The sequence below is a fragment of the Streptomyces hygroscopicus genome, assembly GCF_026168105.1.
In the GTDB taxonomy this organism is placed as follows: Bacteria; Actinomycetota; Actinomycetes; order Streptomycetales; family Streptomycetaceae; genus Streptomyces; species Streptomyces hygroscopicus_D.
Genome location: NZ_LBMW01000023.1, coordinates 49,899 through 67,102, shown reverse-complemented (window position 1 = coordinate 67,102; position 17,204 = coordinate 49,899). Strand labels below are relative to the sequence as shown.

General features: G+C 70.1%; 14 protein-coding genes. 8 read left to right on the top strand and 6 right to left on the bottom strand.

The annotated features are described in order from the left end of the window. Positions 1–133 precede the first annotated feature (133 nt). Both AAW14_RS22165 and AAW14_RS22160 read right to left on the bottom strand, forming a co-directional pair. On the bottom strand, positions 134–1,246 hold the full coding sequence (locus AAW14_RS22165; protein ID WP_265565660.1) for a hypothetical protein: 1,113 nt from the start codon (positions 1,244–1,246) through the stop codon (positions 134–136). Between the two features lie 455 nt (positions 1,247–1,701). Beyond that, positions 1,702–2,025 carry a hypothetical protein gene (locus tag AAW14_RS22160; protein WP_265565659.1) on the bottom strand — a complete coding sequence of 108 codons (324 nt, stop codon included), beginning with the start codon at positions 2,023–2,025 and terminating at the stop codon, positions 1,702–1,704. A 489-nt stretch (positions 2,026–2,514) separates the two neighbouring features. On the opposite strand from AAW14_RS22160, the gene AAW14_RS22155 reads away from it, so the two are divergent. Then, positions 2,515–3,024: a hypothetical protein gene (locus AAW14_RS22155; protein WP_265565658.1), complete on the top strand. Its 510-nt coding sequence runs from the start codon at positions 2,515–2,517 to the stop codon at positions 3,022–3,024. A gap of 50 nt (positions 3,025–3,074) precedes the next feature. Here AAW14_RS22155 and AAW14_RS22150 read toward each other — a convergent pair whose 3' ends face one another. Together AAW14_RS22150 and AAW14_RS22145 are read right to left on the bottom strand one after the other, a co-directional pair. Beyond that, the gene (locus AAW14_RS22150) at positions 3,075–3,842 is read right to left on the bottom strand and encodes a hypothetical protein (RefSeq protein WP_265565657.1); all 768 of its coding nucleotides are present in this window, start codon (positions 3,840–3,842) and stop codon (positions 3,075–3,077) included. Next, on the bottom strand, positions 3,839–4,486 hold the full coding sequence (locus tag AAW14_RS22145) for an RNA polymerase sigma factor (protein WP_416223351.1): 648 nt from the start codon (positions 4,484–4,486) through the stop codon (positions 3,839–3,841). Before AAW14_RS22145 ends, AAW14_RS22150 begins: the two co-directional genes overlap by 4 nt. 157 nt (positions 4,487–4,643) lie before the next feature. Here AAW14_RS22145 and AAW14_RS22140 point away from each other — a divergent pair, with 157 nt between their 5' ends. The 3 genes from AAW14_RS22140 to AAW14_RS22130 are packed head-to-tail and all read left to right on the top strand — an operon-like array spanning position 4,644 to position 10,153. Next, a complete protein-coding gene (locus AAW14_RS22140) occupies positions 4,644–5,465 on the top strand; it encodes a hypothetical protein (RefSeq protein ID WP_265565655.1) in 822 nt (273 codons plus the stop codon). Between the two features lie 16 nt (positions 5,466–5,481). Then, entirely contained in the window at positions 5,482–7,830 is a 2,349-nt protein-coding gene (locus tag AAW14_RS22135; protein WP_265565654.1) for a bifunctional polysaccharide deacetylase/glycosyltransferase family 2 protein, read from the top strand. Positions 7,831–7,849: 19 nt separating this feature from the next. Next, positions 7,850–10,153, top strand: coding sequence for a transglycosylase domain-containing protein (locus tag AAW14_RS22130; protein WP_265565653.1), 2,304 nt, complete (start codon positions 7,850–7,852; stop codon positions 10,151–10,153). Positions 10,154–10,550: 397 nt separating this feature from the next. On the opposite strand, the gene AAW14_RS22125 is transcribed toward AAW14_RS22130, so the two are convergent. Further along, a complete protein-coding gene (locus tag AAW14_RS22125; RefSeq protein ID WP_265565652.1) occupies positions 10,551–10,739 on the bottom strand; it encodes a hypothetical protein in 189 nt (62 codons plus the stop codon). A 490-nt stretch (positions 10,740–11,229) separates the two neighbouring features. Between AAW14_RS22125 and AAW14_RS22120 the strand changes: the two genes are divergently transcribed. Continuing rightward, positions 11,230–11,889 (top strand): DUF1707 domain-containing protein, encoded by a 660-nt coding sequence (locus tag AAW14_RS22120; protein WP_322741093.1) that lies wholly within the window; start codon positions 11,230–11,232, stop codon positions 11,887–11,889. Positions 11,890–12,232: 343 nt separating this feature from the next. Then, the gene (locus tag AAW14_RS22115) at positions 12,233–12,463 is read left to right on the top strand and encodes an LPXTG cell wall anchor domain-containing protein (RefSeq protein ID WP_416223350.1); all 231 of its coding nucleotides are present in this window, start codon (positions 12,233–12,235) and stop codon (positions 12,461–12,463) included. 324 nt (positions 12,464–12,787) lie between these two features. Here AAW14_RS22115 and AAW14_RS22110 read toward each other — a convergent pair whose 3' ends face one another. Beyond that, positions 12,788–13,645: a hypothetical protein gene (locus AAW14_RS22110; protein WP_265565650.1), complete on the bottom strand. Its 858-nt coding sequence runs from the start codon at positions 13,643–13,645 to the stop codon at positions 12,788–12,790. Positions 13,646–14,401: 756 nt separating this feature from the next. On the opposite strand from AAW14_RS22110, the gene AAW14_RS22105 reads away from it, so the two are divergent. Together AAW14_RS22105 and AAW14_RS22100 are read left to right on the top strand one after the other, a co-directional pair. After that, positions 14,402–16,375 (top strand): nitrate- and nitrite sensing domain-containing protein, encoded by a 1,974-nt coding sequence (locus AAW14_RS22105; RefSeq protein ID WP_265565649.1) that lies wholly within the window; start codon positions 14,402–14,404, stop codon positions 16,373–16,375. Beyond that, on the top strand, positions 16,372–16,791 hold the full coding sequence (locus AAW14_RS22100; RefSeq protein ID WP_265565648.1) for a roadblock/LC7 domain-containing protein: 420 nt from the start codon (positions 16,372–16,374) through the stop codon (positions 16,789–16,791). Before AAW14_RS22105 ends, AAW14_RS22100 begins: the two co-directional genes overlap by 4 nt. Positions 16,792–17,204: the final 413 nt, after the last annotated feature.

Genomic DNA, 17,204 nt, shown 5'->3' with positions numbered 1-17,204 from the left:
ATCAGCGGGGGCGACGGTCAGACATCAGCAGGCCGGGCAGCAGCCGGCATCGAAGTCGCAGCGGCGGCCGCTGGCGCCCTTCCCAGGGCGACAGCGGCCGCGGCCACACAGCAACCGGGCGAGCACCGGTTGATCAGGCACCGGCAGCATTCGACGCGCCGCGGCGCCGCAGCATGTACACGCCCGCTCCGAGGCCGCCGAGCAGCAGCGCCGAACCCGCGGCCAGACCGTTGCTGGACTGCGCCAGCCCGCCGCCACCGGCCTTCACTCCGCCAGTCGGCTTGCTAGAACGCTCGTTCTCACCGCTCTGGCCGCCGCGCGCGCTGTTCCGGGCGCCCTGCTCGTCCTCGCCGCCGCCCTGCTGGTTGTTCTGGCCGCCGTGTTCCTCGCTCTGGCCGCCCTCCTCGCCGCCCGCCATGGACGACGGGTCGCCGTTTTCGGCCTGCGCCCCACTCTCCGGCCTGCCCTCCGACGAGTCGCCCTTGTCGCCCTTCTCGTCCGGGCGACCGCCGTTCTCGTCCGGCCGACCGCCGTCGTCGTCGATCTTCCGCAGGGCCAGCGCGCCGCCACCGGCCTTCACGCCACCGCGCGGCTTGATCGACGAGTCGGCCCGCCGGCTCGAGGGACCACCGGCCCCACCGGAACGCATGGCCTGTGCGCCGCCACCGGCCTGCGCATCACCGTGCTCCTTGCCCGGACGCCAGTGCTCTCCTCCGTGGTCGTCGTCGTCCGACCGCAGGGCCAGCGCACCGCCACCGGCCTTCACCGAACCACGTGGCGCCTGTGACGAGCCTTCCTTGGAGTAGCCTTCCTTTGCCGAGCCTTCCTTGGACGAGCCTTCCTTGGACGAGCCCTCCTTCCCCTTCGACCACCCGCCCGCCTTCTCGTTGTTCCGGCCGCCGTCCTCGTTCTCGGTCATGGCCATGTCGCCGCCACCGGCGTTCTCGTCACCGCGCGACTCGTCCTTCGAGCCGCCGTGCTCCTCCTTGCCCTCGTCGTCCTTGGACGTGTCGTGTCTCTCGCCGCCGTAGGAGGTACCGCCGTCCGATGCCCTAAGCTCGGTCACCGACACGGCATGCACGGCGGGAGCGGAAAGCGCAACGGCCGCGGCAACTGCCGCGGAGGCGAACACGGTCCGGGTCACTCGCATAAGAGGTAGTCCTTTCGCCGCCACCACGAAGGCCGGCACCACGCCGGCACAGCGGAATCGCAGCAGCACCGTGATCACCTTCAACCCGATCACCACGCCCCACCACCGCAGGACACGGAAAACGAGCCAACCCGTACTCCCTCCGAGTGCCTCCAGGCCTAAAAGTAACCCAGTCGGCAGCACCCCCATCAGCAGCAACCCCCACCACGCGAACGGCTGCGATGCGAGCCCGCCGCCCGGCATCGACCGGCCTCAATCACCGGTTCGATGACGCAGAATCAGTTCGCAGGCAACCCGCCGATGCCCAAGGGAACCGGGCCCCGGCCGAAGACCGGGCCCATGGGCGAGCGACCCCGGCCGCGCCGACGTGACGACGACTCAGGTTCCGTCCACGGACCCGCGGCGCCAGGACATGGACGGTCCCGCCCAGACCCGCCACCGAGGCGTGACCGCGAAAGCTTCGAACTCCGGGGCAGCCTCCGCAACCGCAAACCGCAAACCGGCTGGTCCTCCGGCCCGGCGGCGGAACAGCTGCGACGGCTGCCCCGTGGTCACCCCGCCCTGCGGATCGACGCGTGGATCAGGATGCCGTCGGACACGGTGTACGTGCCCTCGTACACCTGCACAGTGCCGTCGGTCTGGGTCGCGTACAGCACTGCGTCCACCTGGGCCGCGCCGAACTCGCTCATGGTGCCCAGGGTGACGCTCCGGGTGGTGCCGAAGCCCGCTACCCACCGGCCGTAGCTCGTCCCCGCGATGTTGGACCCGCCGAGCGCCCAGGCGGCCGGGTAGTCGTGGTCGGTGATGTCCTGGTAGTACTGCGAGACCACGGCCGAGGCGTTGGTGAGACGGGGCCGGGGCGCCGCAGGGGGCACGGCAGCCGGAGACGCGGCAGCCGGAGACGCGGCAACGGGAGATGCGGCCGCCGGAGAAGCCGCGGCCGGGGCGGTGGACGCGGGCTGCGATCCGGTGGATGCCGAGACGGGTGCGGAACGCGTCACGGTCACGGTCGGCCCGGGCCGGGACGCAGCCGCGATGCCGGAGCAGGAGGCCGTGAGCGGCAGGCAGCCGGCGAGCAGGACGACAGCTGGGACGATACGGCGCACAGGACCCCCGAGTGCGGTGGTTGAATGCCATCAGCGTGGCAGGGCCGTGGTGGAACGCGGAGGCCCGTTGCCGGAATGTGACGGTCGCCCACCGGGCCGGGCAGCGGGACGCCGCCTGCTGCGCCTTCCTGCGTCCGCGCCGTCCCTGCGGAGGCAGGCCGGTCGTGGCATGCCCACCCGCGTCAACGGCCGGTACAGGCAACCTCGTCGATGTCCGGCGACCCCGTCCGCGGAGTACGTGAGGGTAGCTTGACCGGCATGGCCGGTCAGATCATCACCCTCGTGGGCGTCCTTGTCGGAGCCCTCACGTCGTTCTTCGCCACCACCATGGCCGAACGAGCCAGGTTTCGAAGGACCTTGGCCACGCGGTGGGACGAGCGGAAGCTCGATACCTATATCGAGTACATCTCCTGCGTAAAAGAAGCGGTGCGGACTGCGAGGCAAGCTGTCGAAGCGTGGGAGCGCGGGGAGGACAACTCCGCACCTCTGTCGGAGATGGAGGCGGCGGAAGCCAGGCGCTCAGTGCTCTTCGAGGGCCTGGTTCTGCTGAGCGACGACGCCGCCGCCGAGGCGGCCAAGACCGTCAATCAGCGAGTGTGGGACTTGCTGGAGTGCGCCCGGCATCCTGTCGGCGACGCGTCCGCGCGACGGCTGGAGCTGAGCATGCTGGTCATCGATGAGCTCAACGGCCTGCACGGGGCGGCACGTTCGGATCTGACGATAGGCCACACCTGGTCCGAGGCGAGAGCGCGGACCTCGGCTTCGTAGGCCTGGTGGGAGGGCAGCGGCGCGGCAACAGGCCCGGCACCTGGGCGTCGTCACTTCGCCTTCTTGTCGGAAGAGGCGGCCGGCGTCCTTCCGGCGGCGCCGCTGTCCGGTGTGCTGTCGCCGCTGTGCCCGGTGTCGCGGGTCCCGCCCGACGCAAGCAGGCGGGCGCAGTAGTCGGCGACAGCCGCCTCGCTTCCCGTGGCCTGGACCAGACGGCGGGGTCCACCCGGCGGATGCGAGTCGCCGTGCGCCCGCCGGGCCGCCCGGTAAGCGGTGCACAGGCTGCGCAGCGACCGGTCCGTCGCCGGCAGGTCGGCCGCGCCGGAGGCGGGTGCACCGGTGCGCCCGCCCGCGGAAGCCGTGCCGGCGCCGCTGCCGTCGGGCAGTTCACCGGGCGCGGGTGTCGTCGAAGGCCGCGCCGACGCGGAGGCGGAGACCTGCGCCCCGCCTGGGCCTCGTTTCGATCCTCCCGGGAACGGCAGATGGAAGGCCTCGGTCTGGACGGCCACCGCCATCCCGCCGAATGTCAGCGCCGCCGCCACCGCGCCGATCCCGGCCTTGACCAATCCCGGCGTCCAACGGCGTCGCTGCCGGGGCATGCCGGCCGAGGCGGCCCGGAAGGCCGCCACCGCCGCCTCCTCGCCACCCGTCGGCGAAGGGTCGTCGGGAACGGCCGGCACGGCGGCCGCCGCCCGCAGCAGCGCCGGCAACGTGCCGAACTCCTCGCCCTCGGCAGCATCCGGTACACGCTGCAGCAACTGCTCGGCCGTGCTGCCGTCCAGCCGGTTCCGCTGTCCTTTCTTCATGCGCTTCTTCATGCGGTGTCCTCCAGTAGCGCCGGTCGGAGGACGGCCGTTCGTGGCGGCTGACCGGTGCGCAGCATCTCGGCCAGTTTCCTCAAGCCCCGGTAGGCGCAGACGCGCACGGTGCCCGGCCGCTTCCCCAGCACCCGTCCGGCCTGCTTGGCGTCCAGCCCCAGCACGACGCGCAGCAGGACAGCCTCCGCCTGTTCGCGGGGGAGACTCGCGATGAGTGCCAGGGCGCGGTCCGTGGACACCGATTCGAGCGCCTCGTTCGCCGTGTCGGAGGCCGACGGCAGTTCCAGCAGGTCGTTCTCGTCGCCCCCGATCAGGGGTCGTCGGCCGGAGCGCCGCAGATGGTCGAGCGCCCGGTTGCGGGCCACCTTGGCGGCCCAGCCCCGGAACCCGTCACCGTTCCCTCGGAACGAGCCGAGGTCACGTGCGATGTGGAGCCATGCCTCGGACATCACGTCCTCGGCGTCGGCCCCGCCCACCAGCGTGTGGACATAGCGCAGCAGCATCGGGTGCACCGTCCGGTAGACGCGGCGGAACCCGTCCTCGTCACCGTTCTGCGCGGCATGTACGGCATCGGTGAGGGCGGCAGCATGCAGCTGCCGCTCCTGGACCGCAGGGTCTCTCCTTGCCTCGCGCACGGTGGCCATCCTGCCGCACGCCGGAACGCGGTACGAAGCCAGTCCGAATGCTCACCTCTTGTTCGGTTATGTGCCGTGCCGCCGGGTCGAGGTGTAACACTTCCGGCCGAGTTGGCTCTCTCATTGCGGTCGACCGAGTTGGCCGGCCAGGACAGGAGCACGCCTCGTGCAGTGGACGGACGAAAGCGGCAGAGCGTACGGCGAGGATCCGTACGACGGTGTCGCGTACCCGTATGCCCATGGGTACGACGGTGTCGCGTACCCGTATGCCCATGGGTACGACGGTGTCGCGTACCCGTATGCCCATGGGTACGACCACAGCGGCAGCGCCACCGCCGACACGGCCACGATGCCCTGGGGCCAGGTACAACTCGCGCAGTGGACGCACCCGAGTGGTGACACCCGTGCGCCGGGGACGGGTCCTTACGCCACCGGGATGCATTCCTACGCGGTCGGGCGGGATCCGCACACCGCGACGTCGTGGGGCGCACCCCGTGCCGACGCCCTCACCGTGCCGCCCCCAGAACCTGACACAACTGTCCATCCAGTGCCAGATCCTGATGTGTCGGAGAGTGACTCGGTTCGGCACGTCTTCGTCGATTCCTCGGGGCGACGCCAGCGGCGCGTGCTGCGCGCCGCCCGGCTGCTGGTGATCCCCGCCGGCGGCTACGTCGCCCTGCTGATCAGCACCGTGCTGGGCGGCCCCAGCCTCAGCTCCCCGTTCGTCCCGCAGCCCGGGTCCACGCACCCGACCACGCCCCACGCGGCCGCGCCCGACTCCTCCCCCCACCCCGGCCACTCCGCAGGGAGCGCAACCCCCACCGCGGCGCAGAAGACCTCCCACCCCACCCGGACGACGGCCTCCGCCACCGCCGCGGCACCCGTGCCCGCCGTGGCGCCCACCAGCAAGACGTCCCCGGCCCCGACCCGCACCGCCCCCACCCCCAGGGGCCGCGCGCTCGGCTCGTCCCACAAGCCCCTGAAGTGATCCAAGGCCCTCTGACGTGACCAACCGCCGTCGCCGCAACGCTGCTCCGCGTCGCCACAGCCGCACCCGTCAGATCACACCCCGCACCCATTGGCTGCTGCTGAGCGTGCTCGCGGTGACCCTGTCGGCGGCCCTGCTGTTGCAGGGTTACACCCACCACATGTTCGGCATCGCATCGGACGACGTGACCGGCGCCCGTGGCCGGAACGGCACGGTGCCCGGCCAGGTGGTCCATGGCGGCCCCGTGATCGCGAACGCCGCCACCACCCCGCACACCGCCCGGGCGAAGGCGCGCACCATCGCGCTGACCTTCGACGACGGCCCGGACCCCGTCTGGACACCACGGATCCTCGACGTGCTGCGCCGCAACCATGTGCACGCCACCTTCTTCGTCGTCGGAACCCAGGTCGTCGCCCACCCGGAGCTGCTCCGCCGGATCCTCGCCGACGGCAACCAGATCGGCATCCACACCTTCACCCATCCCGACCTGGCCCGCCTCGCCCCATGGCAGCGTTCACTGGAGCTGCGCGAGACGCAGCTGGCGGTGGCCGGCGCCGCGGGGGTCACCACCGCACTGTTCAGGCCGCCGTACTCCTCGGAAAACGAGGCGCTGGGCGACGCCGACTGGTCGGTCCTCAAGCAGGCCGACGCGGCAGGCTATGTGACGGTGCTCACCACCCGGGATGCCGAGGACTGGCAGCGTCCCGGAGTGGACCGCATCGTCGCCAACGTGACACCGCACGGCAACGGCGGGCAGATCGTGCTGATGCACGACGCCGGCGGCGACCGGTCGCAGACCGTCGCCGCACTGGGTGCCCTGGTGCCCAGGCTCAAGGCACAGGGCTTCCGGCTGGCGACGGTCAGCGACGCGGTCGGCATGGCCGCACCTGTCCAGTCCGCCGGGTTCACCGACCATCTGCAGGGGATGGCCCTCATCCGGGTGCTGCAGGGCGGCGACTGGGCCGTGCGGCTGCTTGACCTGCTGATGTACGCGGCCGGAGCGCTCAGCGTGCTGCGCGCGGTCATCGTGCTGATCGCCGCCCGGCGGCACCGGCGCCTGCGGACGACTCAGGGCCGGGGCCGCTCCTGGGGGCAGCCGGTGACCGAGCCGGTCAGTGTGATCGTCCCCGCGTACAACGAGAGTGCCGGGATCGAGGCGGCCGTGCGCTCGCTGCTCGCCTCGGACCATCCGGTCGAGATCATCGTGGTGGACGACGGTTCCACCGACGGCACCGCCGACCTGGTGGAGTCGCTCCGCCTTCCGGTGCGGGTGATCCGGCAGCAGAACGCGGGAAAGCCCGCCGCACTCAACACCGGACTCGCCGCCGCCACCTGCGATCTTGTGGTCCTGGTCGACGGCGACACGGTCTTCGAACCCGACACCGTCCGCACGATCGTGCAGCCCTTCGCCGACCCCCGCGTGGGCGCCGTCTCGGGCAACGCCAAGGTCGTCAACCGCGGTGGCCTGCTCGGCCGCTGGCAGCACATCGAGTACGTGGTCGGCTTCAACCTCGACCGCCGCCTGTTCGACCTCGCCGAATGCATGCCGACCGTACCCGGCGCGGTCGGCGCGTTCCGCCGCCGGGCGCTGCTGGACCTCGGCGGCGTCAGTGACGTCACCCTCGCCGAGGACACCGACCTCACCATGGCGCTGTGCCGCGAGGGCTGGCGCGTGGTGTACGAGGAGGGCGCGAGGGCCTGGACCGAGGCGCCCGAGTCCCTGAACGCCCTGTGGCGGCAGCGCTACCGCTGGTGCTACGGCACTCTGCAGGCGATGTGGAAGCACCGCGGCGCGCTGGTGCAGCGCGGTCCCGCCGGGAAACTGGGCCGACGCGGCCTGGGCTACCTCCTGCTCTTCCAGGTACTGCTGCCCCTGCTCGCACCCGTCGTGGACGTCTTCGCCCTGTACGGACTGGTCTTCCTCGACCCGGTCCGGATCACCGGGCTGTGGCTCGCCTTCCTGCTGCTGCAACTCATGATGGGCCTGTACGCGTTCCGTTTGGACGGAGAACGGCCCGGCCCGCTGTGGAGCCTGCCGCTGCAGCAGTTCGTGTACCGGCAGCTGATGTACCTCGTGGTGATCCAGTCCGTCTTCACCGCCGTGTCGGGCTCACGGCTTCGGTGGCAGCGCATGGAGCGGTACGGCAGCCTGCAGGCCCCGGTCGGCGCGGAGTCGGGGTCCCGCCGGAACGACCTCACCCCGCAGGAACCCGGCTTCCCGCAGCCCGCACCGTACGACGGACTTCCACAGTCGGCACCGTACGACGGACTTCCACAGTCGGCACCGTACGACGGCTTCCGAGGGCCCGCACCCCACGACGGCTTCCGACAGCCCGCACCGCACGAAACAACGCAGTGGTACTGAGAGGACAGTGATCCGAGCCATGAGCGGACACCGGCGCCAACCGCCCCAGCACTCCACCGTCGGCAGCCCTGCCGCGGGTGACCGCGCCATGCGGCGCAGGGCCTCCGGGCACCAGGCACCCGGCCAGGGCGCGGCACGCCGGGCCCGGAGAACTGCGCCCCAGAAAAAACGTTGGATCGACTACCCGCGCCAGGGCAGGACGGGTCCGCGCCGCTGGCTGCCGTCGGTGCGTCAACTGCTCGCGGGCTTCCTGCTCTGCCTCGGCGCCACAGCAGCAGCCGTCGGTTATGCCTACGCCACGGTCACCATCCCCGACCCCAACCCCACGACCCTGCTGCAGAACAACGTCTACTACTGGTCCGACGGATCCGTGCTGGCGACCGACGGCAGCGTCAACCGGCAGAACGTCTCGCTCGCACAGGTGCCCGCGGACGTGCAGTGGGACTTCATCGCCGCGGAGAACTCGTCCTTCTACACCGACCCGGGCATCGACCCGCAAGGCATCTTCCGCGCCGTCATCCACATGGCCGAGGGCGGCTCCGTCCAGTCGGGATCGACGATCACCCAGCAGTTCGTCAAGAACGCCTACCTCGATCAGTCGCAGACGATCTCACGCAAGTTCAAGGAACTGCTGATCTCATCCAAGATCGGCGCCGTCATGAGCAAGCAGCAAATCCTCCAGGGGTATCTGAACACCTGTTTCTTCGGCCGGCAGGCCAACGGTGTTCAGGCCGCGGCCCGCATGTACTACAACCTCCCGGTGGAGAAGCTCAATGTGAGCCAGGGAGCCTTCCTCGCCGCTGCGGTCAATGAGCCGAGCCTGTTCCAGTACGCGGACTCCGACCCCGCGGCCAAGGCGCAGGCGGAAGCGCGCTGGTCCTGGGTGCTCGACCGGATGGTGGCGACCGGCAAGCTGACGCCTCAGCAGCGGGCCCGGTACGCGGCAGCCGGCTTCCCGGCGCCCAGGAAGTGGTCCCCCGGGTCGGGGTTCACTGGCCAGGTCGGCTACCTGGTCCAACTGGCCAGGTCGTATCTCCAGGGGCACGACAGCACCATCACCGACGGCAGCCTGAGCCGGGGTGGCTATCAGATCCACACCACCTTCGACAGGAAGAAAACGGCGGACCTGGCCCGGGCCGTCGCACGGGTACGCGCACAACGCCTCGACCCCGCCCACCGGTCGGTCGACCGGGACGTCCAGGTCGGAGCCGCCTCGGTGGATCCCAGCACGGGCAGGATCCTGGCCGTCTTCGGTGGTCCCGGCTTCGACCAGGCCCACTACTCGGACAACGCCGACACCGCCGGCGTCCCTGTGGGATCGACCTTCAAGCCGGTCGTCCTCGCCTCCGCGCTCCAGTACGGGGCCGTACTGCAACCCGGCAGGTCCCCGGAGCCGATCACCCCCGCCAGCAAGTTCAACGGTGACGACGGCATCCAGATCAAGGACCAGCAGGGCAACTACGTCACCGACACCAAGGACCCCACCGGACTCCTCCACCAGCACAACGACACCAACCAGCGCTGGGGTTACATCGATCTGCGCAAGGCGATGGAGCAGTCGGTCAACACGCCGTACGTGCAACTGGGAGAGGACGTGGGCTACGGGAACGTGGCGAAGACGGCGGAAGCCCTCGGCCTGCGCTCCAGCAGCCTCGCCGCCCCCAGCGCCGGCTTCTACATCGGCACCTCGACGCCGAGTGCCATCCGGATGGCGGGTGCCTACGCGACCTTCGCCGCCGACGGGATGCAGACCACCCCGTACTCGGTGACCAAGGTGACCCACAACGGCTCGGTGCTGACCGGCTTCACCGCCCCCGCCCCCGTACGGGCCCTGCCGGCGGCGGTCGCCGGCAATGTGACCGACGTGCTCCGGGGCGTCATCGCGCGGGGCACCGGTACGAAGGCCCAGGCCCTCGGCAGGACCGCGGCAGGCAAGACCGGAACCACCGACGACTACCGGTCGGCCTGGTTCATCGGCTACACCCCGCAACTCTCCACCTCGGTCGTCCTGTTCCGTGAGGACCCGAAACACCCGCAGCTGCAATCGCTGGTGGGTGTCGGCGGCCTGCAGAAGGTGTTCGGCGGCGACATCCCCACCGAAATATGGACCCGGTACATGGACGACGCCCTTGCCGGACTGCCCGACGTCCCCTTCCTCGCACCGGCCCCCCTCGGCCACGGCGCCGACGAACTCGGCGCTCCCTCTCCGTCCCCCTCTCCGTCCCCCCGCAAGCGGGACGGCAGCACCGGCAAGAAGAGGACCACCACCACCCGGCACGCCCCGACAACCAGCCCCACGTGCCACCATCACAAGTGCCGCTGACCAATGGCGGGACCGGGCACGGCCGCCCGGCTCCGAAGCATGGGCCGCTGCAACACCCCGAACTCCGCCATCGTCGACCCAGGTTGGATGCGACCAGGGCCGGAGAACACTGCTTCCGGCTCGGGGGCCTTGGGCGGCTCCCGTACTCGCTCGTGCTTCGACTCGACGACATGCGTCAGCGACTCGTGGAGTGCTCGACGAACTCGGGTCATTTCGAGCTGCCGCCCCGGAGCGGACTGTCAACGAAGGAGATCCGCCTCCTCTGACTCCTCATCACTTACACTGGCGCCCGTCACACACCGTGAGGGGTTATGTGAACGGCGTAAACGAATCACCACGCAGACCGCGGCGCCACCTCGTGCTCGGCGGAGCACTACTCGTCGCGCTCGTTGCGCAGTCAGCTGCGCTCATCGAACAGCAAATGCAGATCGACGATCTGCACGTACAGCACATCGATCTGCAGGCGCAGCACATCAAGCCCTGCCCCTCCGGTCCGCCCGGCCCCTCTGGCCCGCCCGGTCCGCCCGGCCCCCGCGGCCTGGAAGGCAAGGACGGGAAGGACGGGAAGGACGGGCAGGACGGGCATGACGGGAGGGAAGGAAAGGACGGCAAGGACGGGACGAACGGCACGAACGGGAAGGACGGGCAGAACGCTGTCGCCAAACCAACGCCGACCGAGTCCCACGGCCACCGTATGGGCGCAGGGAACAGGGCCATCCCGGGCATTCCCTCGTCCACGGACGAGGAAATGCCCTCACCCGTCCAGGCACCCGGCATTCATGTCACGAACGTCCCGGGAGCACACACCTAGGTCTCTCCCAAGGACGACCTGGGCCAACGCCTCACCCCACGACCCGGTGGGCTCGTGAGGTGGGGCCGTGCGGTGCGCGGACACGGGCGTACTTGAGCCAACCGGCGGCTCGCACGACCCGCCGGTTGGCACTTGCCGGATCGGGCGGGATCAGAGCGTGGACATCGAACCGAAACGGCACCGATCGCCGCCTGCCCCGTTCCCGTCCCGATGTGGCCTTCAGCCCCTGAGATCTGTCGGGGTGATCCCCCATTTCCTCGATCGGATGTTGCCGGTCCGCCGAACCCGCCAGCACACTGAATCCATGTCAGGCGATCTCTCCAGAGCAGATGATTCTTCGCCCCGTCGCCCGATGTCTGAGCAGCGGGTATCTCATCGAGACCGGGATCAGGCCGTGGAGATCCTTCGGGTCGCGGCCGGTGACGGCCGGCTGACAGCCGCCGAGTTGGACGAGCGCGTCGAAGCAGCGATGACGGCGCGAACCGCCTCCGACCTCGCAGTCCTGACCGCTGATCTACCGCTTGAAGGGATGCCGCCGCAGGCTCGCGAGGTGATCCGGATCGACCAGCGCTTTGGCGAAGGCAAGCGCACCGGTCGCTGGCTGGTTCCACGTCGGATGGAGATCCGGCTGATGTTCAGCGATCTGAAACTCGACTTCACCGAGGCCGTGATCGCCCACGACACCCTGCACATCGAGGTCGACCTCCGTATCGGCGGAAATCTGACTCTGGTGACCGGACCTGGGATCGTGGTCGATGCCGACGACGTCACCTATAGCCGCGGCGACATCAAGGTCCGCCCGGTCACCGGCCCGGAGGCTCCGGTACGACTGCGCGTGGTGCTGACCGGCCGGTCGACTGGTGGCGACATCGTGGCTCGGCTGCCGCGGCGCACGCCTTGGCAGTTGCTTCGACGCAAGCCCTGAGCAAGCAGCGACCGCTCGTTTTCTTCAGGCCGCGAGCAAACCGTTCGCCCGCCTCGTACCGGATCCGCTCGCCAATCCGTCGCTGCCGCGTACTCTCATCCGCGCCGGCGCGCTGACCAGGACTGCAAGGGTTCCGAGGGCGGTGGTGGCGGTGCGACGCCGTCCGCCTCCGTGTCGCCCTCCTCATCGGCGTCGTCCTCGCCTCCGTGTCGCCCTCCTCATCGGCGTCGTCCTCGCCTCCGTGTCGTCCTCGCCTCCGTGTCGTCCTCGCCTCCGTGTCGTCCTCGCCTCCGTGTCGTCCTCGCCTCCGTGTCGTCCTCGCCTCCGTGTCGTCCTCGCCTCCGTGTCGTCCTCGCCTTCGGGTTCGGCCGGTGCGACCGCCGCGCCGAGTGCCTCCTCCGGCGAGGGCGGGGCGGCCCCGTCGGCCACCGCCTCCCCGTCCGCGCAGGGCGGCGGCGACCTGGCCGAGACCGGTAGCAGCGCCCCGGTGGGCCTGCTGTCGGGCGTCGCGGCGGCGCTGGTGGCCGCGGGCGGGTACCTGGTGCTGCGGCGTCGCAGGGCCTCCCGGGGCTGACGTCCGCAGGCATGACGTGTGCCCCCGCGCTCGTCCGGGTGACGAGTACGGGGGCACCGTCCGTCTCAACACCCCAACAGGAGCCGTGCCCCAGCCGTGCCCGAGCCAACGGGAGCCCAACGGGAAACAGCGGGGACTGACGGGCATCGAGGCGGGCAAGGGGGCGTCGAAGACGGAGGTCGCGGCCCAGCACGGGGTATGGCGCCCGTCGGGGCATGCCTGGGTGCGCCGCTATGAGGAGGGCGGTCCGGTGGTGCTGTCGGACCGGTCTCCGACGGCGCCGACACCATCACCCGGGCTGTGGACGCATGCACAGGTTCGGGCTCACCGACGGCCGGCTTCCTGGCGGGCCGCTTCGGCCTCCGGGCCTGGCTCGGATGTGCGGCGTTCCTGCATGTGGGCGTGGGCCATGAGGCCGAACAGGACAGCGAGCAGCACGGCCGACGAGCCCGCGGTGCCGAGGTCGAGTCCGCCCTTGGCGAGCGGCTTGGTGAGGAAGTCTCCGGCGGTGGCGCCGAGCGGTCGGGTGAGGACGAAGCCGATCCAGAACAGCAGGACGTTCGGCACCGCTGGAACCTTCATCAGCGCGACGAGCACCGCCAGCAGCCCGGTGACGAGCAGCGCTCCGCCCAGGTAGCCGAGGCCGGAGCTGTCGGAGAGGAAGTCGCCCATCGAGGTGCCGAGCGTGTTGGAGACGAGGATCGCCGACCAGAACAGAGCCTCACCGCGGAAGGTGACGATGTCGCGGATCTGGAACGTCATCCCGCTCAGTTTCCAGGCGAGGAAGATCGCAAGAAGAATCGAGATCAGGATGGCGGCACCTTCGGGGTAGCCCAGACCGAGGCCCTGCGGGCCCCAGCCGAGCGACTTGGCGCCGCCCGAGAGGTATTTGGCGCTGGCGTCGCGGTTCATGAAGTCGGACACCGTGGTGCCGGCCATGCTGGTCGACAGGATCACGGTCCAGTAGAAGAACGGGTTGTAGTGACGGGACCTGAGCTGGACGACCAGCGTCACCACAAAGATCAGGAACAGGGCGATCGTGGTCACGAAGTAGCCGAGCTTGAGGGTCTGGGCGAACAGGTCGCCCGCCGTCTCACCCAGGGTCGTCGCGGCGATCTTCATGATCCAGAACGCCAGAGTGACCTCGGGCAGCTTCTTCATCACGGATTTCGTCGACGTCAAAAGGGTGCTCCTGTGGTGTGTGGGGGATTCGATCTCCGTTGGACCCTGGCAAGGTCAACGCACCCTGAGCGTGCGTGTCAGGGGTCTTTCCGTACCGCGCCCGCAGTTCTCTCGTTGTGAGTCTTCGCATCGTCTGCACCTCGCACAGCGGCAGCCGCCGCTCCGGCTCGAACGCCCGCACAAGGAAGTGGCGGAGGACCAAGGAGCCGTCGGCGCACCGGATGGCTTCCGGTTCTACGACTTACGGCGGCCGGGCGCGCCGTGTTCACGCGGTGCGGCGTGACCTGAGGACACGATGGTGCAGACGAGCAGTTACTCAGCTCAGAGATGGGCCCGGCCGCGTGTTGGACACCAGGCCGCGGTCCAGTACAAGGGAATGACCGACCAGGACACCACCGGGCGGAAGCGGTCGGACTTGAGCTGCATCGCCCGGGTGGCTCGCCCCTGATGCACTGGGCGGCGGCCGGTGCCGGACACCACATGTCTTGTCATCCGCGGTCACAGGCTCTTGGCCCGCGGTGTGAGGGCGGCGCAACCGAATGTCCCACGCGGCCTAACAGGTCGGAAACCGGCGGCTACGGCGGTCGGACTAGCTTCGTGACTATGAGGGTGTGGACGCCAGTACGGCCGGCGCTCGACAGGCTCGGCGCATTGGGCAAGAACGGCTTAGGCAAGGGCAGTTCGGGGCGCAACCGTAGTGGCCGAAGTTCTCCCGGCCGTCGGCCGATCCCCGGCTGGCGCAGCATCAGGGGCCGTGTGGCGGTGGTCATCGCGGTCCCGATCTGCCTGCTGCTGGCGATGGCGGGTCTCGCCGTGCACGGCCGCGCCCTGGCCCTCGACGACGCCCGGACGACCCGCTCCGAGGTTGGCCTCAGCCTGCGAATCCAGGCCCTGGTACACCAGCTGCAACGCGAACGCGGGCTGACCAACGGCCTGTTGGGAGGTGAAGAGCAGTTCCGTCCACCGCTCGCCGCCACTCGTAAGAGCGTTGACACGGCGCTGCGCGGAATGCGCGGCGAAAACGCCGTCGAGGATGTCGTCCGGAGGCACTTGCAGCGCCTCGCCGACATCCGGGCCGCTACCGACAGGGACACCGCAGACCGGGCCGCGACCCTGACCTTCTACACCACCGCCGTCGAAGCCCTCAACGCCGTCGACCCGGTAGCCGAGACCGCGACTGGTGCCGACCCTCAACTTCGCGACGGGCTGGCGGCGTTGCGGGAACTGGCCGCGGCCAAGGAGTCTGTCGCTCTCGAACGCGGCTTCCTCAACGGCGTGTTCGCGGAAGGCGGCTTTCACGGCCGTGAGTACCTCACGTTCACCGAGGTACGTGCCACGCGCGTCGCCGCCCTCGCCCGTTTCCGGCAGATCGCCACCGCACCCCAGCGCGCGGCCCTGAAGCACGCCTTCGGCACCGAGGACGCCGAACGCGTCACCGTCTACGAGAACCGGGCGGAAGGCGCCGCCGACGGCTCCGCGCTGCACGCCGACGCCGGCGGCTGGTGGGACGCGATGACCGTACTCGTCGACGATCTGTACGCCGTCCAGCAGTCGGTCGGTGACTACGCAAGGGAACGGGCCGACCGGCTCAGCCACGACGCCGAGATCGGCCTCGCCGTCCAACTCGTCGCTGGAGCGGTCATGGCAGCCCTCGTCGCGGGCCTCGCCGCCTTTGCCTCCCGGTCCCTCACACGTCCGCTCGGCGCGCTCGCCGAGGCCGCCCACGACGTGGCGCGGCACCGGCTGCCCGCAGCTGTCACCCGTATCCAGCAGTCACCGCAGCACCATGGTGAGCTTCTCCCGCCGACGGATGCGCCGGACAAGCCCGACTCACGGCTGCTGGGCGGCGCGGCGGAGATCGCCGAAGTGGCAGCGTCCCTGAACCAGGTGGAACACACCGCCCTCCACCTGGCCGCCCAGCAGGCCCGCCTGCGCCGTAACACCACCGAATCGCTCGCCAATCTGGGCCGCCGCAACCAGAACCTCGTGCGTCGTCAGCTCGGTCTCATCACCCGCCTGGAACGGCAGGAACTTGACCCCGACGCCCTCGCCGAGCTCTTCGAGCTCGATCACCTCGCCACCCGTATGCGGCGCAACGCCGAAAGCCTTCTGGTCCTGGCCGGGCAGAATCCGCCGCGGCCCACGGCAGCACCCGCCGACGGCCTGGAAGTCGTCCAGTCCGCCATCGCCGAGGTGGAGCAGTACCGGCGGGTCCTGATCGCCACCGTGGAGCCGGTACGGGTGCGCGGGCACGCCGTCGCCGATGTCGCCCACCTCCTCGCCGAACTCATCGAGAACGGGCTCACTTTCTCGCCACCGACCGAACCGGTCGAGGTACACGGCTGGTACGACACCGAGGACGACACCTACTGCTTCGCTGTCGTCGACCACGGCGTCGGCATGTCCGAAGCCGACAGGGAACGTGCCAACGCCCACCTCTCCGACGCCGGCGAGGAGGCTTTCCTCGCCGCGCCCACTCGGTTCCTCGGCCACCTCGTCGTCGGCCGACTCGCCCACCGCCTCGGCGAAGGTGCCCAGGTCCACCTCTTCGACACCACCGGCGGCGGCCTGTCCGCACTCCTTGCCCTCCCCGGGCGCCTGCTCGCCCCCGTGGAGAGCCCCTCCTCCTCACCCCCGCCCGCCGGGCCCGCGGTGTCCTCCCTGCTCAACGGCTTCCGAGCAGGTGTCGCCCGTGGCGAAGCCCGAAGCACACAAGGAGCGTCATCGTGACCACCGCCATCCAGAATTTCGGCTGGCTCATCTCGGAGTTCGTACGCACCGCCGACGGCGTCACCGATGCCGTCGCCGTCTCCTCCGACGGTCTGCTCATGGCCGCCTCGGACAGCCTCGGCCGAGATCGCGCCGACCACCTCGCCGCCGTCGTCTCCGGCATCACCAGCCTCGCCCAGAATGCCGCCACGGCACACGGCTTCCGCGGCATGAAGTTGGTCATGATCGAAATGTTCGGGGGCTTCCTCATGGTGGGTCGCATCCGTGACGGCAGCTGCCTCGGCGTCCTCGCCGCCGAGGGCTGCGACGTCGGCCTGGTCGGCTATGAAATGGCCATCCTCGCCGACCGCGCCGGAGAGCTGCTGACCCCGCAGCTGGTACGCGAGCTCCACACCGCTCCCCTGGCCGCGGGATAGTTGCGGCGCCCTCCGTCGGGAGGCATCGCCGCCACCACGCGATACCGCCGCCGCCCGAGGCGTTGTCCTTCACTGTGCAATGGTCCAGCGTCAACGTGCCGTCGTTGAGTATGCCGCCACCAATGCCGCCACCATTGCCGTCAGGGCCTGTGTCGCCGTGGGCAGCGGCAGCGATGCTCCCCCGAATGGAAGGGACCGATCAACCGGTACGGCCCACCGCCGACGGGCGACCGCCCCAGCCACGGCTGGTCTGCCCTGCTGATGGCGTGGCCCGCCGCCAGGCCGGCCCGGCGCCGAAGGCCGGCGGGTGGCCAGCCCGAGCGAACGGGGCCCCGCGCCACGCCGTGCCCGGGCAGGATTCGAACACAGGCACATGGCTCCGGAGTGATTGCGCCGATCGAGCCTCGCACCCC

Bases quoted from the DNA above. Each gene is read 5' to 3' on its own strand.
- AAW14_RS22155 (WP_265565658.1), top strand. From the start codon at position 2,515: ATGGCCGGTCAGATCATCACCCTCGTGGGCGTCCTTGTCGGAGCCCTC.
- AAW14_RS22150 (WP_265565657.1), bottom strand. From the start codon at position 3,842: ATGAAGAAGCGCATGAAGAAAGGACAGCGGAACCGGCTGGACGGCAGC.
- AAW14_RS22145 (WP_416223351.1), bottom strand. From the start codon at position 4,486: ATGGCCACCGTGCGCGAGGCAAGGAGAGACCCTGCGGTCCAGGAGCGG.
- AAW14_RS22130 (WP_265565653.1), top strand. From the start codon at position 7,850: ATGAGCGGACACCGGCGCCAACCGCCCCAGCACTCCACCGTCGGCAGC.
- AAW14_RS22125 (WP_265565652.1), bottom strand. From the start codon at position 10,739: ATGCCCGTCCTGCCCGTCCTTCCCGTCCTTCCCGTCCTTGCCTTCCAG.
- AAW14_RS22120 (WP_322741093.1), top strand. From the start codon at position 11,230: ATGTTGCCGGTCCGCCGAACCCGCCAGCACACTGAATCCATGTCAGGC.